The 20,203-nt window shown below is 33.9% G+C and carries 22 protein-coding genes; 14 read left to right on the top strand and 8 right to left on the bottom strand.

Annotated elements, in window-relative coordinates; all coding sequences use genetic code 11:
* Nucleotides 1-63: 63 nt before the first annotated feature.
* From cybH to N7277_RS04860, 3 genes are read right to left on the bottom strand one after another with little or no spacing between them, the layout of a single operon-like run.
* A complete protein-coding gene (gene cybH, locus N7277_RS04870) occupies nucleotides 64-816 on the bottom strand; it encodes a Ni/Fe-hydrogenase, b-type cytochrome subunit (RefSeq protein WP_274780591.1) in 753 nt (250 codons plus the stop codon).
* A 17-nt stretch (nucleotides 817-833) separates the two neighbouring features.
* Entirely contained in the window at nucleotides 834-2,570 is a 1,737-nt protein-coding gene (locus tag N7277_RS04865; protein WP_274780590.1) for a nickel-dependent hydrogenase large subunit, read from the bottom strand.
* An 11-nt stretch (nucleotides 2,571-2,581) separates the two neighbouring features.
* The gene (locus N7277_RS04860; protein ID WP_274780589.1) at nucleotides 2,582-3,718 is read right to left on the bottom strand and encodes a hydrogenase small subunit; all 1,137 of its coding nucleotides are present in this window, start codon (nucleotides 3,716-3,718) and stop codon (nucleotides 2,582-2,584) included.
* A gap of 242 nt (nucleotides 3,719-3,960) precedes the next feature.
* On the opposite strand from N7277_RS04860, the gene hypA reads away from it, so the two are divergent.
* From hypA to hypE, 5 genes are all read left to right on the top strand, one after another.
* Complete coding sequence (gene hypA / locus N7277_RS04855) at nucleotides 3,961-4,302, top strand: hydrogenase maturation nickel metallochaperone HypA (RefSeq protein WP_274780588.1); 342 nt, start codon at nucleotides 3,961-3,963, stop codon at nucleotides 4,300-4,302.
* Between the two features lie 44 nt (nucleotides 4,303-4,346).
* Nucleotides 4,347-5,234, top strand: a complete 888-nt coding sequence (gene hypB, locus N7277_RS04850) for a hydrogenase nickel incorporation protein HypB (RefSeq protein ID WP_274780587.1) — start codon at nucleotides 4,347-4,349, stop codon at nucleotides 5,232-5,234.
* A gap of 70 nt (nucleotides 5,235-5,304) precedes the next feature.
* Nucleotides 5,305-5,559, top strand: a complete 255-nt coding sequence (locus N7277_RS04845) for a HypC/HybG/HupF family hydrogenase formation chaperone (protein WP_104793918.1) — start codon at nucleotides 5,305-5,307, stop codon at nucleotides 5,557-5,559.
* A 64-nt stretch (nucleotides 5,560-5,623) separates the two neighbouring features.
* Nucleotides 5,624-6,382 (top strand): nicotinamide mononucleotide transporter, encoded by a 759-nt coding sequence (locus N7277_RS04840; RefSeq protein WP_274780586.1) that lies wholly within the window; start codon nucleotides 5,624-5,626, stop codon nucleotides 6,380-6,382.
* Nucleotides 6,383-6,405: 23 nt separating this feature from the next.
* Nucleotides 6,406-7,407: a hydrogenase expression/formation protein HypE gene (hypE, locus tag N7277_RS04835; protein ID WP_274780585.1), complete on the top strand. Its 1,002-nt coding sequence runs from the start codon at nucleotides 6,406-6,408 to the stop codon at nucleotides 7,405-7,407.
* A 282-nt stretch (nucleotides 7,408-7,689) separates the two neighbouring features.
* On the opposite strand, the gene N7277_RS04830 is transcribed toward hypE, so the two are convergent.
* Nucleotides 7,690-8,694: a DHH family phosphoesterase gene (locus N7277_RS04830; protein WP_274780584.1), complete on the bottom strand. Its 1,005-nt coding sequence runs from the start codon at nucleotides 8,692-8,694 to the stop codon at nucleotides 7,690-7,692.
* A 288-nt stretch (nucleotides 8,695-8,982) separates the two neighbouring features.
* Between N7277_RS04830 and rpmH the strand changes: the two genes are divergently transcribed.
* Both rpmH and N7277_RS04820 read left to right on the top strand, forming a co-directional pair.
* Nucleotides 8,983-9,138: a 50S ribosomal protein L34 gene (gene rpmH / locus N7277_RS04825; protein ID WP_274780583.1), complete on the top strand. Its 156-nt coding sequence runs from the start codon at nucleotides 8,983-8,985 to the stop codon at nucleotides 9,136-9,138.
* 179 nt (nucleotides 9,139-9,317) lie between these two features.
* Nucleotides 9,318-10,028: a cell division ATP-binding protein FtsE gene (locus tag N7277_RS04820; RefSeq protein WP_274780582.1), complete on the top strand. Its 711-nt coding sequence runs from the start codon at nucleotides 9,318-9,320 to the stop codon at nucleotides 10,026-10,028.
* 3 nt (nucleotides 10,029-10,031) lie between these two features.
* On the opposite strand, the gene N7277_RS04815 is transcribed toward N7277_RS04820, so the two are convergent.
* Genes N7277_RS04815 through N7277_RS04805 form a run of 3 tightly spaced genes read right to left on the bottom strand, consistent with a single transcriptional unit; the run spans nucleotide 10,032 to nucleotide 12,802 of the window.
* The gene (locus N7277_RS04815) at nucleotides 10,032-10,727 is read right to left on the bottom strand and encodes a tRNA1(Val) (adenine(37)-N6)-methyltransferase (protein ID WP_274780581.1); all 696 of its coding nucleotides are present in this window, start codon (nucleotides 10,725-10,727) and stop codon (nucleotides 10,032-10,034) included.
* 35 nt (nucleotides 10,728-10,762) lie between these two features.
* Nucleotides 10,763-12,214, bottom strand: coding sequence for a sensor histidine kinase (locus tag N7277_RS04810; RefSeq protein ID WP_274780580.1), 1,452 nt, complete (start codon nucleotides 12,212-12,214; stop codon nucleotides 10,763-10,765).
* 3 nt (nucleotides 12,215-12,217) lie between these two features.
* The gene (locus N7277_RS04805) at nucleotides 12,218-12,802 is read right to left on the bottom strand and encodes a riboflavin synthase (protein WP_274780579.1); all 585 of its coding nucleotides are present in this window, start codon (nucleotides 12,800-12,802) and stop codon (nucleotides 12,218-12,220) included.
* Between the two features lie 103 nt (nucleotides 12,803-12,905).
* Here N7277_RS04805 and pdxA point away from each other — a divergent pair, with 103 nt between their 5' ends.
* From pdxA to rocD, 6 genes are all read left to right on the top strand, one after another.
* Nucleotides 12,906-13,994 (top strand): 4-hydroxythreonine-4-phosphate dehydrogenase PdxA, encoded by a 1,089-nt coding sequence (pdxA, locus tag N7277_RS04800; RefSeq protein WP_274780578.1) that lies wholly within the window; start codon nucleotides 12,906-12,908, stop codon nucleotides 13,992-13,994.
* A gap of 48 nt (nucleotides 13,995-14,042) precedes the next feature.
* Complete coding sequence (locus N7277_RS04795) at nucleotides 14,043-14,567, top strand: YceD family protein (protein WP_274780577.1); 525 nt, start codon at nucleotides 14,043-14,045, stop codon at nucleotides 14,565-14,567.
* A gap of 31 nt (nucleotides 14,568-14,598) precedes the next feature.
* Nucleotides 14,599-14,799 carry a 50S ribosomal protein L32 gene (gene rpmF, locus N7277_RS04790; RefSeq protein ID WP_069797844.1) on the top strand — a complete coding sequence of 67 codons (201 nt, stop codon included), beginning with the start codon at nucleotides 14,599-14,601 and terminating at the stop codon, nucleotides 14,797-14,799.
* A 116-nt stretch (nucleotides 14,800-14,915) separates the two neighbouring features.
* On the top strand, nucleotides 14,916-15,398 hold the full coding sequence (accB, locus tag N7277_RS04785; protein WP_274780576.1) for an acetyl-CoA carboxylase biotin carboxyl carrier protein: 483 nt from the start codon (nucleotides 14,916-14,918) through the stop codon (nucleotides 15,396-15,398).
* Nucleotides 15,399-15,482: 84 nt separating this feature from the next.
* A complete protein-coding gene (accC, locus tag N7277_RS04780; RefSeq protein ID WP_274780575.1) occupies nucleotides 15,483-16,841 on the top strand; it encodes an acetyl-CoA carboxylase biotin carboxylase subunit in 1,359 nt (452 codons plus the stop codon).
* 102 nt (nucleotides 16,842-16,943) lie between these two features.
* Nucleotides 16,944-18,182, top strand: coding sequence for an ornithine--oxo-acid transaminase (gene rocD / locus N7277_RS04775; protein ID WP_274780574.1), 1,239 nt, complete (start codon nucleotides 16,944-16,946; stop codon nucleotides 18,180-18,182).
* 33 nt (nucleotides 18,183-18,215) lie between these two features.
* Here rocD and N7277_RS04770 read toward each other — a convergent pair whose 3' ends face one another.
* Nucleotides 18,216-18,560 (bottom strand): phosphomannose isomerase type II C-terminal cupin domain, encoded by a 345-nt coding sequence (locus tag N7277_RS04770; protein WP_274780573.1) that lies wholly within the window; start codon nucleotides 18,558-18,560, stop codon nucleotides 18,216-18,218.
* A 109-nt stretch (nucleotides 18,561-18,669) separates the two neighbouring features.
* Between N7277_RS04770 and gltX the strand changes: the two genes are divergently transcribed.
* Nucleotides 18,670-20,181: a glutamate--tRNA ligase gene (gene gltX / locus N7277_RS04765; protein WP_274780572.1), complete on the top strand. Its 1,512-nt coding sequence runs from the start codon at nucleotides 18,670-18,672 to the stop codon at nucleotides 20,179-20,181.
* Nucleotides 20,182-20,203: the final 22 nt, after the last annotated feature.

The raw sequence follows: 20,203 nt of genomic DNA, 5'->3' as shown, positions 1-20,203 counted from the left end.
CGTTTTTTTGCAAAAAATTCCCCGAAAAGGTAATTATTTCAGGGAATTTAGTTTAGTTTAATATTAATGTTTATCCTCTTCTTTATAATCTTCGAATCTTTCTTTTCTTACGAATTTGTAACCACTTACCATCGCTGAAGATTCACCACGGCCTTCTAACCAATCGTGGAATAAGACTAGGTAAAAATGTACTGCAATGAAAAGTATAAATGCCCACATTACAATATGGTGAATTCTTCTGATTAAAAATTCATCAGTAGTAACCAACGAGGTAGCCCAAGCAAAAAACTTAGGAAAGAACCATGTAGAAGTAGGTGCATACAATGCAAATCCTGTAAATATCATTACTACAGCTAGAATGAACATTACCATATATGAAGCTGCAGCTACTGCATTATGACCAATAGGAATACTAGTGAATTTATATTCTTTTTCATTAAATAAAAAGATATCATGTTTTATCACATGCCACATTTTTTCTATTCCTTTTTTATCAAAAGGCACAAATTGTCTCCAATTGGCAAATCTGTTTCCTACAAAAGCCCAATAGACTCTCATAAACATTACAGCTACCATTGCATAAGCACTTATGAAATGTACCATTCTGATTAGTCCCATCCAGAATTGTCCTGACGCTTCTTTTGCAGTCATAATTGCAGGAGGATTCGCGATTAAAAACCCTGTAATAATGAGAAAAGTAATTGCAAAACCATTAATCCAATGGAAAAAACGAACTGGCAATTGCCATATGTATGCTCGTCTGAAGGTAACCGTTTTAAAAGAAACTTCTTCTTGTAAATGTTTTGTGGTTTCCATTTTAAAATGTTTTTAGATTAAACGGTACAAACAGAAACGTCATTGATTTCCTTGATGATATTCCCTTTTTCGTCATACAAATGCACTGCACAAGCAATACAAGGGTCAAAAGAGTGTATCGTTCTAATAATTTCTAATGGAAGTTCTGGATCTGCAACTGGAGTATTAATTAATGTACTTTCGTAAGGAGAGCGTTGTCCTTTTGGATCACGTGGTGATGCATTCCAAGTAGAAGGAACAATTTGTTGGTAATTTTCTGTTTTACCATCTTTTATTACAATCCAGTGGCTTAACCCACCTCTTGGAGCTTCTACTCTACCTACACCTTTAGCTTCTGCTGGCCATGTAGAAACATCCCATTTCTCCATGTTCGCCATTCTTTCGTCACCTCCTTTAATATTTTCAATTAATTTATCATAGAATTCTAAATTCCACTGAGCTACTAATTGTGTCTCTAAACCTCTAGCAGCAGTTCTACCTAATGTAGAGAATAATGCTTCGGCTGGAATTTGTAATTTGGATAAAGTAGAATCTACTACTTCTTTGAAATCTTCTCTTCCTGATGCGTAGCCTACTAAAACTCTCGCTAATGGGCCTACTTCCATAGCTTGACCTTTCCAACGAGGAGTTTTGATGAAGCTGTATTTATTTTCTACATCTAAGAATTCATAAGGAGGTTTCGGACCAGTATAATTGATATTAGTTTCTCCACTCCAAGGTTGTTTTCCGGCGTTTGGATCACCTGTATAATCGTACCAAGAGTTGTTAACATGTTCTTCTACTGTTTTTAGATTTTCTAAATCTACATCATGTACTTTAGATAAATCTTTATTGAGAATTACACCTGCTGGGAATTTGTAGGTACTCATGTCTTTGTTTCCGTAACCTGCCATTGGGAAATCTCCGAATGCCATAAAGTTATGGAAACCACCAATTGCGCCCCAATCTTTGTAGAAACTAGCAATCGTTAATAAATCTGGAAGATAAACTTGTTCTACAAATTCTTTTCCTTGGATTAATAATTTTTGAACTAGTGCCAATCTCTCTGCATTAATACCACTTGCGTCATCTACGTTAATCGCGCAAGCCATACCTCCTACTAAGAAATTAGGGTGTGGATTTTTACCTCCGAAGATGGCGTGAATTTTCACGATTTCTTTTTGCCACTCTAATGCTTCAAGGTAGTGAGCCGTAGCCATTAAGTTAGCTTCTGGTGGAAGTTTCATAGCTGGGTGTCCCCAATATCCGTTTGCAAAGATTCCTAACTGTCCGCTGTCTACAAATTTTTTCAAACGTTTTTGTAAATCAGCAAAATATCCTGGTGAAGATTTTGGCCAATTAGAGATAGACTGTGCTAATTGTGATGTTTTTACAGGGTCTGCACTTAAACCATTGACTACATCTACCCAGTCAAATGCATGAAGATGATAGAAGTGTACAATATGGTCATGTACATATAATGAACCTAGCATTATATTTCTTACCATTTCTGCATTAGGCGGTACATTAATTCCTAATGCGTTTTCTACTGCTCTAATAGAAGCAATAGCGTGGGTAGTAGTACATACTCCACAAGTTCTTTGTACAAAAGCCCAAACATCTTTTGGGTTTCTGCCTTTTACAATATTTTCTAAACCACGTACCATCCCTGATGAAAGGAATGCGTCTCTGATGGTTCCGTCTGTGATTTCTACCTCTGCTCTTAAATGACCTTCAATCCTTGTAATAGGATCTACTACTATTCTATTTGCCATTTTTTAAATTTTTAAATCTTGTCTTTAGCTAATTTTTTTTCACTTTCTTCTGCTTCTTTTATTCTTCTTTCTAAATCTTTTCTTTTAGAAATGTTAGAAGCTACGGCATGTATTGCAGCTCCGGCAACTACGCCACCTAGAGCAACTTTACCAACAGTATCAGCATTGCTTTCTGCGAAACCGCCTATTGCAGATATATCTCTAGAATAGAAACTATCTGCTGCATCCCAGAATTTATCTGCACTACAACCTAGACATCCGTGACCAGACTGAATTGGGTAAGAAATACCACCATTCCATTTCATATTACCACAGGTATTATAAGTAGATGGTCCTTTACAGCCTACTTTATATAGACAATATCCTTTTTTAGCATTTTCGTCATCGAAACTTTCTACGAATAGACCAGCATCAAAATAAGGTCTTCTGTAGCAGCTATCGTGTACACGTTTAGAATAGAAGGCTTTTGGTCTTCCTGCAGCATCTAATTCTGGTAATTTACCAAATGCTACATAGTGTACGATCACTCCTGCCATTACCTCACCAATTGGTGGGCAACCAGGAACATTGATAATCGGTTTATCTGTAATGATTTTATTAATTGGTACCGCATTGGTAGGATTAGGCTTAGCCGCTTGTACACAACCTGTAGTTGCGCAGCTTCCCCATGCTATGATAGCAGCAGCGTCTTTAGCAGACTCTTTTAGAATATCTATAGCTGTTCTTCCTGCAATTACACAATAATTACCATCATCTCCTAGCGGAACAGAACCCTCTACACAAAGAATATATTTTCCTTTGTATTTCTCCATTGTAGATTTTTTCGCAGCTTCCGCCTGATGACCACTTGCCGCCATCAATGTTAATGTGTAATCTAATGAAATCTTGTCTAGAATTATATCCGCTACGATAGGATGGTCTGAACGGATAAAAGACTCACTGCAACAGGTACATTCTTGGAAATGCTCCCATATTACAGGTAATCTTGGTGTATTAGCTAATGCTTTTGCTACCTGACCAAGAGCTGAACTTTCGATACCCATGTATGCGCCGATAAAGGCAACAAATTTCATGAAATCTCTTCTAGAATATCCTTGTCTCTCAATACTCTGAAGGTAAGTTTCATTGGTTGAAGTTTTAGTCCCCATATTATTTTTTATTAATCTTTCTAAAATTATAAAAATTTTGAAATATAAACGAAAAGCATTGCGTTATTTATAATTATTTTAAATTTATTTTAAATAAAATTTCCCATAAACATTGACTTTGTTAGGCATATGTGATTTTTGTTACTGATTAAAATCATAAAAAAGTCCTATTAAAAACATAAAAATCATTTAAAAAATTAATCGAAAAATTGTAGATTTGTTACACATCAATTAACCAAAAAATGCACGAACTTTCCATCGCAACCTCAATTTTAAAAACTTCTACGCAAGAAGTAGAGAGAATTAACGGTAAAAAAGTAGAAGAAATTTATCTAGAAATTGGCAAAATTTCTGGTATCGAAATTACCTCTTTAGAGTTTGCATGGGAACAATGTATGAAGGGTAGCGTTTTAGAAAACGCCAAGGTTCATATTACAGAACCAACTGGTTTTGCCAGATGCGCAGAATGCAATCATGAATTTGAGATTTCTAAAATTTATGACTCTTGCGAACGCTGCGGAAGTCCTTTTAAAGAAATTATTACAGGACAAGAAATGAAAATTAAGAAACTGATCATTAGTTAATAGAATATAAAACCTTAAATATAATAACATAAAATCTAAATAATATGTGCTCAACTTGCGGATGTAGTTCTAACGAAAACGGAATTACTTTAACAAAAATGGGAGAAAACCACCATACACACCATCATCACGATGGCCATACCCATTCTCACGATCACCATCATGGAGACCACTCCCACAGTCATGAACATCATCACGAACATGGACATGAACACGATCACGATCACCACCATCACGGCCATCACGACCACAATCATGGTCACCACCATCATCATGATGTAAATATTGTAGAACTAGAAAAAGATATTCTTCACCAAAATCAATTGGGAGCAGAAAGAAACCGTGGTTTTTTTGAAGCTTTAAATATTTTTGCGATGAACTTGGTAAGCTCTCCTGGTTCTGGGAAAACTTCGCTTTTAGAAAAAACAATCGCAGACTTAAAAGGCGAAATAGAATTTTCTGTAATTGAAGGCGACCAACAAACCACCAATGACGCAGCCAGAATACATGCGTTAAATATTCCTGTTCTTCAAATCAATACAGGGAAAGGCTGTCATCTAGATTCAGAAATGATTGCCAAATCTCTAAAAGAACTGAAACCAAAACAAAATTCTATCCTAATGATAGAAAACGTAGGAAACTTAGTTTGTCCTGCCATGTTTGATTTAGGCGAAAACCAAAGAGTAGTCATTATTTCTACCACTGAAGGAGAAGATAAACCTCTGAAATATCCAGATATGTTTTTCAGTTCTAACATCTGTATTATTAATAAAATTGATTTATTACCATACTTAAAATTTGATGTAGAAAAACTGAAAGAAAACACCAAAAAAGTAAATCCAAATATTCAATTTTTTGAAGTTTCAGCTACTTCAGGAGAAGGAATGGAAGCTTGGTATGAGTTTTTAAGAAGCAAAATTGTAAAATCGTAAAACGTTTAATAAAAAAGTTGTTAAAAGAATTTCATTTTCAATTTTCAACTATTAATTTTCAATTAAAATTATGTGTTTAGCCATTCCAGGAAAATTAGAAAACATTACTTCTCAACTAGACGAAGTCTTTAGAATAGGAAGTGTAGATTTTGAAGGCATCAGAAAAGAGGTAAATCTTGCTTTGGTTCCAGAAGCCAAAGTAGGTGATTATGTTCTCGTTCATGTAGGAGCAGCTATAGGAATTATAGACGAAGATGAAGCCAAAAAAACGATGGACGCCCTGAAATTAATGGGAGAAGACTTAGAATTAGAGCCAGAAAACTAGGTAATCATCACGATTTTCTTATTTTTGTTAAATCTTAGTAAGAACTTTGTGATAAAACTTAAAAATGATTCACCTAAAAAAAGCAGTTCGTTCCTTTGTGCAATCTAAATATTTAGACCTATTTGGAGCAACATTAGTACTCGTTATAAGCATCTATAATCAATATCATCTCACTTATTATTTTCAAGGAAATGTAAAGTTCGACGTTCCTTTTTCAGAGCAAATCGCACTCATAAAACAAGGCGCTTTTCCTCTAGGAATTTTCTCGACCATCGGAGCCGTTTTTTCTTTACTTTCCACCAGATTTGTGGGCAAACAAAATAATATGGGCAATATTATAGGCGTTTTCACTACTATAAACTCAGGAACCATTGATTATTTTTTAGGAAATCATTCCGCAGCAATTACCTACCCCTTAACCTTTATTATCACTTATTTCGCTGTGATTAAATGGAAAAAAGGTGAAAAAATTAGAAAAATAGACTTCAACTATTACCTCATCAATAGCGTAGGTTTAGTTTTAGGATACTTATTGGTTTACATAGGAACAGAAATCTTCGGAGGAAGAGACGATTTATTGTTTTTCAACATCGTTTCTATCACTTTCGGGCTTTCTTTAGGAGCCAATTTCAGTTCGGCGCTTAAATACGAGACCACGTTTTTAAGTTGGACCATTTATAACGTTGTGCAATTAATTAAAGCATTTTTACAACTGAATATTGCAAATATTGCCAAATATATTTTTTATATGATAAACGCTGCCATCACTTTAGGAGACTGGATTTGGAACAGAGATGTAAGAAAAAAAGCAGCATTATCTTAATTAAAATTTAAAAATTAAGCATCATGCCAGAAAGCATTAACCTTCAACACGGAAGTGGCGGCGAAAAAATGACCGAACTTCTTAATAACCTTATTTTTAAAAATTTAGGAAACGAAATCTTAAACAAAAAACACGATGGTGCTTTTCTAGAAATGTCTGGAAGATTAGCATTCTCTAGCGACAGCTACGTGGTTTCTCCTATATTTTTCAAAGGAGGAAATATTGGCGAATTGGCAGTTTTTGGAACGGTAAATGATATTTCCATGTGTGGCGCAGATCCCAAATATTTATCACTTTCGTTTATTATTGAAGAAGGTTTTGCAATGGAAGATTTTGAGAAAATCATTCATTCTATAAAGCTAGCCACCGAAAAAGCTGGTGTACAAATTGTAACAGGTGACACCAAGGTAGTAGAGCGCGGAAAAGGCGATAAAATCTACATCAACACTTCTGGAATTGGTGTAATTTACGACAATGCAAAAATCGGAATCGAATACATAAAACCTAAGCAAACCATCATTATCAATAGAGATATAGCTTCTCACGGAATGGCGATTATGAGCGAAAGAGAAGGTCTAAAATTCGATTCTGAAATTTTGAGCGATACTAAAAATCTCAATTTTGAAATCAAAAAACTCATCGAAAATTTTGGCGAAAAAATTCATTTCCTACGAGATGCAACAAGAGGCGGTTTAGCTTCTGTTCTGAATGAAATTACATCTGAAAGCAACCTGGGAATTCATCTTTTTGAAGAAAAAATTCTAGTGCAAAGACAAGTGAAAAGCGCTTGCGAATTGCTAGGCTTAGACCCAATGTATGTAGCCAACGAAGGAACTTTCTTATGCGTTTGTGACAATGAAATTGCCGATGTAGTTTTAGAAATTTTACAAAGAGTAAATCATAATGCTTCCAAAATCGGTTATATTACCGAAGAGCACGCAGGAAAAGTTATTATGGAAAGTGCTTTTGGCGGAAAACGTGTGGTAAACCCTTTGATTGGAGAACAATTGCCTAGGATCTGTTAAGAGTTTTATTTCTTAATTCTCTTATTAAAAAATGATTTCAAAAGAAACTGCGATAAATGAAATACTAAAAAATAAAAAGCTAGAGCCGAAGCATATCTTATCAATTTTTGATAAAATCTTGACAAACTTTTAACAAAATCTGGTTCATAAGGTTTCCATATAAAAAATATAAATGGTAAAATAGACAAAACACCAATCAAACCAGAGATTCTATACAGCCATTCTTCATGGCTAACTTTTAGAAATTCAGAAATGTTGTCTTTTAACTCTTCGAAAAATTGTTTAAAAATCTTCATTCTCAATCTTCGATTTAAAATCTTCAATCGTTTCGTGGATATTTTTAAAATATTTACCACCAGAAGCATTGATATGTCCACCACCGTGAAAATGCGCTCTCGCAAATGCATTGGTATCTACATCGTCTTTGCTTCGGAAAGAGATTTTGATAAAATCTTCATATAAATCTTCCATGAAAAAAGCAGACATTTTAGTTCCTGCAATACTTAATCCGTAATTCACAAAACCCTCTGTATCACCTTTTTCGAAGCCAAATTCTTTTAATTCATCACGTTTTAAGTAGAGAATCGCTACTTTTCCGTCTTTTACCAATTCTATTCTTCCTAAAATCAATGACAGAAGATGTAATCTAGAAACGGTATTAGTATCCCAAGTATTAGACGTAATCATAGAAGGATCCGCGCCTTTTTCTATTAAATTCGCTACAATTCTATGTGTATCTGCAGAAGTAGAACGAAAACGAAAACCGCCTGTATCGGTCATAATTCCTGTGTAAAGACATTCTGCAACGTCTTGATTTACCAAATCCTCTTTTCCCAAAGCTTCAATAAAGTGATACACCATTTGACAAGTTGCAGGAATACTGGTATTAGAATACACAAAATCAAAATGTTCTGGTTGCTGATGATGGTCTATCAAGATTTTTTTTGCCCAAGATTTCGTGAGCCAATCTCCTAGCATTCCTATTCTAGAAGGAGCATTAAAATCTAAACAAAAAATTACATCTGCATGATAAATCGCTTCGCCAGCAATTTTACGTTTATACTCTGCTATGACTATTTTTTTTGCTTCGGGCATCCATTTTAGAAATTTCGGAAAATCATTCGGAACAATTACCGTAGCATCAACTCCTAAATTTTTAAGAAAATGTTTTAAACCAAGGCTACTCCCAATTGCATCACCATCTGGATTGTAATGCGTGATAATCACTACATTTTTATTGGGTTGCAAAAGGCTTTTGATTTCTGTAAGTTGGTTTTCTGTAAACATTGTAAAAATTTATGATGCAAAGATAATTTTTTTACTCCAAAATCCCGAAACCTCATAGATGATGTTTGAAAGCTTGTATTTAGAAAAAAAGTTCCTAACAAATTGAGCCAAACAAAAAAAGCATTTTATACAAGAAAAGGTTTAAAAACAGACTTTGAAAAAAGTTTTATTACATCTACTCAAAAAAAACTTAATTATTTCTGAAATTAATTTGCAGAAAATAAAAAAAACCATATCTTTGCAACCTCAAAAAGAAGAATAATTACGGACCCATTATAAATTGAAGTAATGAAAAGAACATTCCAACCATCAGAAAGAAAGAAAAGAAACAAACACGGTTTCAGAGAAAGAATGTCTACTCCAAATGGTAGAAGAGTATTAGCTGCTAGAAGAGCAAAAGGCAGAAAGAGATTAACTATTAGCGACGTAAGAGCTAAGAGATAATAATTTCTTTTGATTTTATTATAAAAGACATGCTTGGAAATTTACTTTCCGAGCATTTTTTGTTGTTAAAATTTCCTTAAAATTTAGGATAAAAAAAAGGTTTTCCTTATTTTTGAAAGTTGATAAAAAAGTAAGCCTTCTTATCAACCAGAAAAAATCAACCATCATTTATAATCATTATGCCACATCATAACACCTACGGAGAAGACATTATTACGCTGCAAGACGCTAAAATTGTACAAAAAAACTTTACCGTTTTATCTCATGTGAATTTACACATCAAGAGAGGTACTTTTTGCTACCTTATTGGTAAAACAGGCTCTGGAAAGAGTTCATTATTAAAAGTTTTGTACGGACACTTGCCTCTAAAAGAAGGAAACGGAGAAGTAGTAGGATTTGATTTACTAAAACTAAGAGCATCAGACATCCCTAATCTTAGAAGAAGATTGGGTATCGTTTTTCAAGATTTTCAATTATTAACAGATAGAAGTGTAGAAAGAAATCTACGTTTCGTACTAGAAGCTACTGGCTGGAAGGATAAAAACCTGATGGACGACAGAATAAACGAGGTTCTAGACAGCGTAGACATGAAAACGAAAAAGCACAAAATGCCTCACGAACTTTCTGGTGGTGAACAACAGCGTATTGCTATTGCAAGAGCGTTGCTAAATCACCCAGAACTGATTCTTGCAGACGAACCTACTGGAAACCTGGATCCAGAAACTTCTAACGATATTATGAATTTATTGAAAAAAGTATCTTTAGAAAGAAACTGTGCGGTTCTGATGGCCACTCACGATTATCATATGATTCAAAATTTCCCTGGAGAAGCAATTAAATGTGAAGATGGCGGAGTTGTGGTAATGAACACCGTAGAACTTTTTGAATAAATATTATTTTCCAAAAACATGAAACTCTTTTGTGAGTTCTAAATATTGGTCCGAGTATTTTCTCGGACTTTTTTCTATAGTAAAATCTAAAATTTCTAACGTAGATTTTTTCTTAGAAAATTCTAAAACATTTCGCTTCAAAGCACCGTTTTCAATACCGAACACATTTACTTTTCTTACCAAATAAAAACCAACTTCATGGGCGAAATTTTCGAATTCTAATGCTGACTCCGAAGGAATAATAACAGAAAAAACACCTTCTGGAGATAAAATCACTGAAACTTTTTCTATCAAATCTCTAAAAGTAAGTTCTATCTGCTGCCTCGCTAATACATCTTTCACAGAATTATTTTCCTCAAAAAATGGTGGATTACAAACCACAAAATCAAATTTTTCCTGCGATTCAAAAGTTTTAAAATCTTGATGAAAAACATGTAGTCTTTCTGAAAACGGAGAATTTTTAAAATTTTCTTGAGCCAATTTCACCGCATCATCATTTAAGTCTAATGCTGTAATCTCAGCATTTGCATTTCGCTGAGCGAGCATTAGAGAAATCAAACCTGTTCCCGTTCCTACTTCTAAGATTTTTTGAGCATTTTCAACCTTGCATAAAGCTCCCAGCAAAACACCGTCTGTTCCTACTCGGAAAACATTTTTATGCTGTAAAATATCAAACTTTTGAAATCGAAAAGGTTTCATTTTAAAGGAATAAAGTAAAAGAGGCAAATAAAAAGTTAAACATTTGTTGGAAGAATGATGGTGAATTTTGTTCCTTTTCCCTCTTCGGATTTCACAGAAATATCGCCTTTATACTCTTCTATCATCTTTTTTACCATGGTCAACCCTAATCCCATTCCAGAATTTTTGGTCGTAAAATTAGGTTCGAAAATTTGTTCTTGTTTATCTTTTGGTATACCAATCCCATTATCTTCTACGGTGATAATTACCTTTTTGTTAAAAAGTTCAGCATCTATATTGATAATAGATTTTCTATGTTCTGAAACCGCTTGTTTCGCATTGGTAATCATATTGGTAAAAATCCTTGAGAGATAAATTCTATCCATATTTACAGGGATATTATCTTTATTGGTATGGAAATAAATATTGCCATCATCATTGAATACCCTTACCAAGTTTTCCAATTCTTCTTTTAGGTCAAAAGATTCATCATTTTTAGGAGGCAATTTGGCAAATTCCGAAAAAGCACTAGCCACTGTAGCAACTAAATCAATCTGATCTACCAAACTTTTACTGATATTTTTAACCTTATTTTCTATATCTGGGTCGTTTTTATCAAATTTTCTTTCAAAATTTTGAATGAGTAACTTCATTGGCGTGAGCGGATTTTTCACTTCGTGAGCCACTTGTTTTGCCATCTCTCGCCAAGCCTCTTCTCTTTCTTTATTGGCAAGAAGCATTTTCTGGTCTTCAATTTGGTAAATCATTTTATTATAGGATTTCACCAATCCACTTAACTCGTCATTTTGAAAATACTTAATAGGCTTCATTTCTCTACCAAAAAGCGTAGTTCTGGTAATGAGTTCTGAAATTCTGGTAATCGTTTTGGTAAGATTTTTAGAAATCACCCAGCTCAGCCAAATACTCAACAAAACAAGGAAAAGATTAACCAAAATGATATATTGCACGTACTTATTAAAAGCTCCTGAGTAAATATTATCATTATGATAAAAAGGAAAATACACAATCGCAATAGGCTCTAACATATTATTCCTAAGAATCATATATGAAGAGGTAACATTGCTTCCCACCTTTTCATCATATTCTTGCACGTCTACTCTTTTGTCTGACTCTAAAACATTCATCAAGGTTTCGTAAGGGATTTTTTTCTGGGCAACCAGATTAATATCTTTATTCGAAACCAAATAATTGCCTTGCAAATCGTAAAGAATTACATCATGCTTATTGATATCCGAAATCTCGTAAATTTCGTTTTGGAGGATATTGACTAAATCTTTGTCTTGAGTAATATTGGTATGACTTACTGCATAATCCAGCGTTTTCATTAATGCTTCAAACTTACTTTGCATTTCTGTAACGCTTTGCTCATCTGTAGATTTCTTAATAATAAGATACGACATGGCTGTAGAACCTATGATACTGAAAAAACAGACTACCATAAATCCTATAAAAATTTTTGTTCTTAAGCTATAGCTGTGCAGTGCCATTTTTTATCTCTTCATAAGCTTGGCAACATATTTCCCAATAATATCGAATTCTAGATTTACGCGGTCTCCCACTTTTAAAGTACTCATATTGGTATGTTCCCAAGTATAGGGAATAATTGCTACAGAAAACTGATTTTCTTTACTATTTGCAACAGTTAAGCTAATTCCGTTTACTGTTATAGAACCTTGCGGAACAGTGGTGAACGAACCGTCTTCTTCGTAAGTAAATGTCACAAAGTAACTTCCATCAATATTTTCAATAGAAACAACTGAACCCTTTTTATCTACGTGACCTTGAACAATATGACCATCTAATCTACCATCCATTTTCATACAACGCTCTAAGTTTACTATGCTTCCAACTTTTAATTCACCTAAATTGGTTTTTTCTAGCGTTTCATTTATCGCTGTAACCGTGTACAAATCACCATCAATTTCTTCCACAGTAAGACAGCAACCGTTATGTGCTAAACTCTGGTCTACTTTAAGTTCCTGCGTAAAAGGACCGCTAAAAGTAAAGATAACATTAGTCCCTTGCTTTTCCAATTTTTCTACTTTTCCTGTCGCTTCAATTATTCCTGTAAACATATTGTTTGTATAAGTTATAAGTTTAAAATATTAGAGTAAAGATTATAAATTAAAAATCACTAAATTTGTGACAATCTATTTTAAAATTCAAAGATAATTAAAAATGAGTTCTAAACACCATAAAATTAAGGTAGGAATTTCAGTAGGAGATTTTAACGGAATAGGCGTAGAAATTATCCTAAAGGCACTGAAAGATAAAAACATTACTGATTTTTTTACGCCAGTAATTTTCGGGTCAGGAAAATTATTTTCTTACCAAAAGAATGTGTTTAAGATTAACACCACTTTTAATTATGTACAAACTGCCAAAGAAGCCACTAATGGTAAACTCAACATTGTAAATCTTTGGAAAGACAATGTAAATGTAGATTTCGGGACACCCACCGAAGAATCTACTAAAATGGCAATAGATTCTCTAGAGGCAGCTACAGATGCTTTAATGAAAGGAGAAATAGATGTTTTGGTAACCGCGCCTATCAATAAAGACGAGATGATGAAGCAAGGCTTCAAACATGCTGGTCATACTGGTTATTTTGAAGAAAAATTCGGCAAAAAAGGACTCATGTTCCTTGTAACCGAAAAATTAAAAGTTGCAGTTTCTACACATCACATTCCTGTTTCAGAAATTTCTAAAAACATTTCTAAACAAAAAATAAAAGATCAAGTAAGAGTTCTCAATCAATCATTGATTGAAGATTTCTGCATCCAAAAACCAAAAATTGCTATTCTAGGACTTAATCCTCATGCTGGAGACGGCGGTGCAATTGGGAAAGAAGAGATAGAAATTATAGAGCCTGCTATCAAAGAATTATTTGACGAAGGAATTTTAGCTTTTGGTTCTTTCCCGGCAGACAGTTTCTTCCAACCAGAGAAATACAGCTCATTTGATGCTGTTTTGGCAATGTATCATGACCAAGGATTAGCTCCTTTTAAAACACTGGCTTATGAAGAAGGCGTAAATTACACGGCTGGACTGCCTTTCATCAGAACCTCACCAGATCACGGTGTAGCGTATGACATTGCAGGAAAAAATTTAGCAGATGAGCAATCTTTTTCTGAGGCCATTTTTACAGCAATTAAAATTTTTAAAAATAGAAATGAGTATCAAGAGCTCATAGAAAACCGCTTGAAACCAAGAGTTTTAGCCCATGATAATGGCATAGATGAAGATTTGCCAGAAGAAAATGAATAAAACTTTTGTTATTTAAAAAAATTAACTTATTTTTGCACACCATTTTTTATGGACAAATTTAGAAATTATGACGTAGCATTTTCAGGGCTTAAGACTGGAAAGCACGAATTTAAATTTGAAGTAGAACAAGCGTTCTTTGATTTATTCGAGACTGAACAAGAGTTTTCAGGCGCTAAAATAGATGTAGACGTACTATTAGAAAAGCACTCTACATTTTTAGATTTCCTGATTAAAATCTATGGAACAGTAAATTTAGTTTGTGATATCACCAGCGAAACATTTACTCATCCTATAGAAAACGAAATAAAATTCTTGGTGAAATTCGGAGAAGAATATGATGATAGTAATGAAGAAGTAATTACCATCCCACAAGGAGATAGTGCTTTTAACATTTCTCAGGCAATTTACGAAGCAGTAATATTATCTATTCCTATGAAAAAAATCTCTCCTAATGTAAAAGAAGAAGATTTTGAACTCATCGAAAAATTCAGTCCCAAAGAAATTGAAGAAGAAGAAACCCACGAAATAGACCCTCGTTGGGAGGCTTTGAAAAAATTAAAAGACAAAAAATAGAAATCTTACATAAAGTTTAAAGAATTACAAAATGGCACATCCTAAAAGAAGACAGTCATCTACTAGAAGAGATAAAAGAAGAACTCACTACAAAGCTGTGGTTCCTCAATTAGCAAAAGATGCAACTACTGGTGAATTACACTTGTATCACAGAGCACATTGGCATGAAGGAAAACTATACTACAGAGGAAAAGTAGTATTAGAGAAACAAGTAGAAACTACTGAAGACTAATTAAGAAAAAGCATAGCTTTTTTCTTTTCGATAAAAAAACCATTCTATTTTTATGAAAAATTGAATGGTTTTTTGTTGTTTTATTACTATATTTGAAGCCGTAAAAAATTATATATATGGACTCTAAAGAATTATTAAATCTTATAAGATTCGTAGCAAAAGCTGGTGTTTCTGAAGTGAAATACAAAACAAAAGATTTCGAAATTAACATAAAAACTCCACTTGCTGGTAGTGAAGCAGTAAGTTATGTACCTCAACCCGTAGCATATCAAGCTCCTGCCGCAGCTCCAGTTGCCGCTCCAGCTGCTGCACCTGCTACCGAAACAAAATCTGAATCAGCTTCTTCTGATGACAGCAAATACATTACTATCAAGTCTCCTATGATTGGTACTTTCTACAGAAAACCATCTCCAGACAAAGATGTATTCGTAAATGTAGGTAGTGAAGTAAAAAATGACACAGTAGTTTGTGTAATCGAAGCAATGAAATTATTCAACCAGATTGAAGCAGAAGTTTCTGGTAAAATTGTTAAAATTTTAGTAGATGACGCTTCTCCTGTAGAATATGATCAACCATTATTCTTAGTAGACCCTTCTTAATAATTGATGATTGATGATTGATAATTGATTTAATCAACAAAATTTTCAAATTATTACATTTTCAAATTTTCAAATTATATTAAGATGTTCAAAAAAATATTAATTGCCAATCGTGGAGAGATTGCTATGAGGATTCTTCGTACTTGTAAAGAGATGGGAATCAAAACGGTAGCAGTTTACTCTACTGCAGACAAAGACAGCTTGCATGTGAGATTCGCAGACGAAGCTGTTTGTATAGGACCACCTGTAAGTAAAGATTCTTATCTTAAAATTTCTAATATCATTGCTGCTGCAGAAATTACCAATGCAGATGCCATTCATCCTGGTTACGGATTCTTATCAGAGAATGCAAATTTTTCAAGAATTTGTCAAAAAAATGGAATAAAATTCATTGGTGCTACTCCAGAGCAAATAGAAAAAATGGGAGACAAAGCTACGGCTAAATCTACCATGAAGGAAGCTGGTGTACCTTGTGTTCCTGGTTCTGATGGCTTAGTTCCTAACTATGAAACCGCTGCTAAATTAGCTGAAGAAATAGGCTATCCTGTAATGATTAAAGCTACAGCTGGTGGTGGTGGAAAAGGAATGCGTGCTGTTTGGAAAGCAGAAAACTTAAGAGATTTATGGGATTCTGCTGTACAAGAAGCTACCGCAGCTTTCGGAAATGGAGGTATGTATATGGAAAAACTTATCGAAGAACCAAGACATATCGAAATTCAAATTGCTGGAGACCAATATGGTAAAGCATGCCACCTTTCAGAAAGAGATTGCTCTGTTCAGAGAAGAAATCAAAAACTAACCGAAGAAACTCCATCTCCATTTATGACCGAAGAATTGAGAGAAAAAATGGGAGAAGCTGCTGTAAAAGCGGCAGAGTATATTGGTTATGAAGGAGTAGGAACTATAGAATTCTTAGTAGACAAACATAGAAATTTCTATTTTATGGAAATGAATACCAGAATTCAAGTAGAGCACCCTATCACTGAACAAGTTGTAGATTTTGACCTAATTAGAGAACAAATTCTATTGGCAGCTGGTCAATCTATTTCTGGCAAAAATTACTATCCAAAATTACATTCTATAGAATGTAGAATTAATGCGGAAGATCCTTTTAATGATTTCCGTCCGAGCCCTGGAAAAATCACAGAATTGAACATTCCTGGAGGTCACGGCGTAAGAGTAGATACTCACGTTTACAAAGGATATACCATTCCTTCTAACTATGACTCTATGATTGCTAAAATTATTACTACAGCACAGACTAGAGAAGAAGCAATTGCAAAAATGAAACGTGCATTAGAAGAATTCTACATTGCAGGAATTAAAACAACCATTCCTTTCCATAGACAATTGATGGAGCATCCTGATTATCTTGCAGGAAACTACACCACTAAATTTATGGAAGATTTTGTAATGGATAAATCTTACGAAAACATTATTTAAAATGTTTTAAATAAATGAAAAGTTGTCTTGAAAAAGGCAACTTTTTTTATTGAAGAATTCTAAAATTAAAATGTAAATTTGTAAAAATTCAATAATACATATATGTCTACAAAAAACGCTCAATACTATATAGATTTAGAAGATAAACATGGTGCTCATAACTATCATCCGCTTCCTGTTGTATTAGATAAAGGAGAGGGTGTATACGTTTGGGATGTAGAAGGAAAACAATATTTTGATTTTCTATCAGCATATTCCGCTGTAAATCAAGGACATTCTCACCCAAAGATTGTAAAAGCACTTACAGACCAAGCTCAGAAACTTTCTCTTACATCTAGAGCGTTCTACAATTCAAATTTAGGAGAATACGAGAAAAAAATCACTTCTCTTTTTGGATTTGACAAAGTTCTTCCGATGAATTCTGGCGCAGAAGCAGTAGAAACCGCTATTAAACTTGCTAGAAAATGGAGCTACGAAGTTAAAGGAATTAAAGACGGATATGCTAAAATAATTGTTTGTGAAAACAACTTCCACGGAAGAACCACCACCATCGTTTCTTTTTCTAATGACAAAGACGCACATAATAATTACGGACCATTCACACCTGGTTTTATAAGAATTCCGTATAACGATATTGAAGCACTAGCAAAGGTTTTAGAAGATGAAGCAGAACACATCGCCGCATTTTTAGTAGAGCCTATTCAAGGAGAAGCTGGTGTATATGTTCCAGATGAAGGATATTTAAAAAATGCTTCAGAATTATGTAAAAAACATAGTGTTCTATTCGTTGCAGACGAAGTTCAAACGGGTATTGCTAGAACAGGAAAATTAATTGCTTGTCATCATGAAAATGTTCAGCCAGATATTCTAATCTTAGGCAAAGCACTTTCTGGAGGAATGTATCCTGTTTCTGCCGTTTTAGCAAATGATAACATTATGCAAGTTATTCATCCTGGCCAACATGGTTCTACTTTTGGAGGGAATCCATTGGCTTGTGCAGTAGCAGTAGCAGCTTTAGATGTCGTAGAAGAAGAAAAATTATCAGAAAGAGCAGACGAATTAGGAAAGTTTTTCCGTGCAGAAATTCAGAAAATCATTGCAAAAACAGACTTGATTTATCAAGTAAGAGGAAAAGGTTTATTAAATGCTATTTTGGTAAATGACAGTCCAGAATCATCTACAGCATGGAATCTTTGTTTACAATTTGCAGAAAATGGCTTGTTAGCAAAACCTACTCATGGCAATATTATAAGACTTGCACCACCTTTGGTAATTACTAGAGAACAACTGCTAGAGTGTGTTGCCATTATAGAAAAAGTAATTTTAAATTATAAGAACTAAAAAAAATCCCGAAATGTTCGGGATTTTTTTAGTTTAATTTCTTTCGTAATCGTCTTGTAACCTTATGATATCATCTTCGCCAAAATAAGTTCCAGTTTGTACTTCTACAAAAACCAAAAGTTTATCTGTACGATTTTCTATTCTATGTTTAGCTCCTTGAGGAATAAAAATACTCTGCCCATATTGTAAGAAATTTTCTTCACCATCTAACACTACTACCGCCTCTCCTTCTACTAAAGTCCAAAATTCTTGACGATGATGATGGTACTGATAAGAAAGTCTTTGATTAGGCAAAACTTCTATTCGCTTCAATTTAAAATTAGGCTCATCTTGCAAAACAAAATATTTTCCCCAAGGTCTTTCTCCAACTTCTAGCATACTTTTAAATTTAAATTAGAACGCAAAATTAAGAAATAAAAATTTTAGGTACCGTATAATAATCAGAAAACTATAAAAATCGTAAATTTGCAACTTAAAATTTCATAAAATGAGCAAAGTAAGAGTGCGTTTTGCACCAAGCCCTACTGGACCTTTACATTTAGGTGGTGTAAGAACAGCGTTATACGATTATCTTTTTGCCAAAAATCAAGGTGGAGATTTCGTTCTAAGAATAGAAGATACAGATACAGCAAGATATGTAGAGGGCGCAGAAGAATACATTATGAAAGCTCTAGAATGGTGCGGCATTGTCCCTGACGAATCCCCTATTCACGGAGGAAACTTCGGACCATATAGACAATCAGAAAGAAGAGATATTTACGACAAATACACTGCAGAAATCCTAAAAACAGATTATGCGTATATTGCTTTTGACACGCCAGAAGAATTAGAAAAAGTAAGAGCAGAGTACGAAGCAAAAGGCGAAGTTTTTTCATACAATAATTTTACTAGAAACAGTATGAGAAACAGTCTTACGCTTTCTGAACAAGAAACTCAGGAACTCATCAATCAAAATGTTCCTTACGTAGTAAGATTTAAAATGCCGATTGATAGAATTGTAAATCTAGAAGACATCATCAGAGGAAAATCTTCTGTAAACACCAATACTTTAGATGATAAAGTTTTGGTAAAAAATGATGGAATGCCTACCTATCACTTCGCTAATATTATAGATGACCACGAAATGGAAATCACCCACGTCATTCGTGGTGAAGAATGGCTTCCTTCAATGCCTTTACACGTTTTATTATATGAAGCAATGGGTTGGACTGCTCCAGAATTTGCCCACCTTTCTCTAATTCTAAAACCAGAAGGAAAAGGAAAATTAAGCAAAAGAGATGGTGCAAAATTTGGATTCCCAGTTTTCCCAATGAATTTTTATGACGAAGCAACTGGCGAAACGTATAAAGGCTATAAAGAAGAAGGCTATTTGCCTGAAGCTTTTGTAAATTTCTTGGCTCTCTTAGGCTGGTCCCCTTCAGACGACAAGGAAATCCTAAGCCTAGAAGAAATGGCTGCAGAGTTTGACTTGCATAAAGTTCACAAAGCAGGTGCAAGATTTTCTAAAGAAAAAGCAGAATGGTTTAATCATCAATATCTTCAGAGACATTCTAAAGAAGAGCTTTTAGAAAGTTTTAAAACTCTAGAAGAAACCAAAAACATCAATCTTTCAGACGAAACTTTATTAAAGATTATTGGCTTAATGAAAGAAAGAGCCACTTTCGTGAAAGATATTTATACTCAAGGAAAATTCTTTTTCGAAGCACCTAATGCTTATGATGAAAAAGCGGTAAAAAAAGCTTGGAATGATGAGACTTCTTCTCTTATGACAGAACTTTCAGAAAAATTAAACACTACAGAATTTAAATCAGAAATTTTGAAAGAAGAAATTCATCATTTTGTAGAAGAAAAAGGTTTAGGCTTTGGGAAAGTCATGATGCCGCTTAGACTCGCTCTAGTAGGGGAATTAAAAGGACCAGACGTGCCAGATTTATTAGAAATTTTGGGTAAAGAAGAAAGTATAACAAGGCTAAAATTAGCCATAGAAAAAATAAAATAATTCTTTCAAACAAGAAATTTTA

Origin of the sequence: Cloacibacterium sp. TD35 (genome assembly GCF_028864635.1) — a bacterium.
Classification (GTDB): domain Bacteria; phylum Bacteroidota; class Bacteroidia; order Flavobacteriales; family Weeksellaceae; genus Cloacibacterium.
Note: the sequence above shows the minus strand (reverse complement) of the source record. Positions and strands in the feature narration are given on the sequence as shown.

Excerpts from the sequence above, each read along its gene's own strand:
- hypB (WP_274780587.1), top strand. The coding sequence starts at position 4,347 with ATGTGCTCAACTTGCGGATGTAGTTCTAACGAAAACGGAATTACTTTA.
- pdxA (WP_274780578.1), top strand. The coding sequence starts at position 12,906 with ATGAGTTCTAAACACCATAAAATTAAGGTAGGAATTTCAGTAGGAGAT.
- rpmH (WP_274780583.1), top strand. The coding sequence starts at position 8,983 with ATGAAAAGAACATTCCAACCATCAGAAAGAAAGAAAAGAAACAAACAC.
- N7277_RS04830 (WP_274780584.1), bottom strand. The coding sequence starts at position 8,694 with ATGTTTACAGAAAACCAACTTACAGAAATCAAAAGCCTTTTGCAACCC.
- gltX (WP_274780572.1), top strand. The coding sequence starts at position 18,670 with ATGAGCAAAGTAAGAGTGCGTTTTGCACCAAGCCCTACTGGACCTTTA.
- N7277_RS04770 (WP_274780573.1), bottom strand. The coding sequence starts at position 18,560 with ATGCTAGAAGTTGGAGAAAGACCTTGGGGAAAATATTTTGTTTTGCAA.
- accB (WP_274780576.1), top strand. The coding sequence starts at position 14,916 with ATGGACTCTAAAGAATTATTAAATCTTATAAGATTCGTAGCAAAAGCT.
- N7277_RS04865 (WP_274780590.1), bottom strand. The coding sequence starts at position 2,570 with ATGGCAAATAGAATAGTAGTAGATCCTATTACAAGGATTGAAGGTCAT.
- N7277_RS04860 (WP_274780589.1), bottom strand. The coding sequence starts at position 3,718 with ATGGGGACTAAAACTTCAACCAATGAAACTTACCTTCAGAGTATTGAG.
- hypE (WP_274780585.1), top strand. The coding sequence starts at position 6,406 with ATGCCAGAAAGCATTAACCTTCAACACGGAAGTGGCGGCGAAAAAATG.
- accC (WP_274780575.1), top strand. The coding sequence starts at position 15,483 with ATGTTCAAAAAAATATTAATTGCCAATCGTGGAGAGATTGCTATGAGG.
- rpmF (WP_069797844.1), top strand. The coding sequence starts at position 14,599 with ATGGCACATCCTAAAAGAAGACAGTCATCTACTAGAAGAGATAAAAGA.
- N7277_RS04815 (WP_274780581.1), bottom strand. The coding sequence starts at position 10,727 with ATGAAACCTTTTCGATTTCAAAAGTTTGATATTTTACAGCATAAAAAT.
- N7277_RS04810 (WP_274780580.1), bottom strand. The coding sequence starts at position 12,214 with ATGGCACTGCACAGCTATAGCTTAAGAACAAAAATTTTTATAGGATTT.
- N7277_RS04795 (WP_274780577.1), top strand. The coding sequence starts at position 14,043 with ATGGACAAATTTAGAAATTATGACGTAGCATTTTCAGGGCTTAAGACT.
- N7277_RS04840 (WP_274780586.1), top strand. The coding sequence starts at position 5,624 with ATGATTCACCTAAAAAAAGCAGTTCGTTCCTTTGTGCAATCTAAATAT.
- cybH (WP_274780591.1), bottom strand. The coding sequence starts at position 816 with ATGGAAACCACAAAACATTTACAAGAAGAAGTTTCTTTTAAAACGGTT.
- hypA (WP_274780588.1), top strand. The coding sequence starts at position 3,961 with ATGCACGAACTTTCCATCGCAACCTCAATTTTAAAAACTTCTACGCAA.
- N7277_RS04820 (WP_274780582.1), top strand. The coding sequence starts at position 9,318 with ATGCCACATCATAACACCTACGGAGAAGACATTATTACGCTGCAAGAC.
- N7277_RS04845 (WP_104793918.1), top strand. The coding sequence starts at position 5,305 with ATGTGTTTAGCCATTCCAGGAAAATTAGAAAACATTACTTCTCAACTA.
- N7277_RS04805 (WP_274780579.1), bottom strand. The coding sequence starts at position 12,802 with ATGTTTACAGGAATAATTGAAGCGACAGGAAAAGTAGAAAAATTGGAA.
- rocD (WP_274780574.1), top strand. The coding sequence starts at position 16,944 with ATGTCTACAAAAAACGCTCAATACTATATAGATTTAGAAGATAAACAT.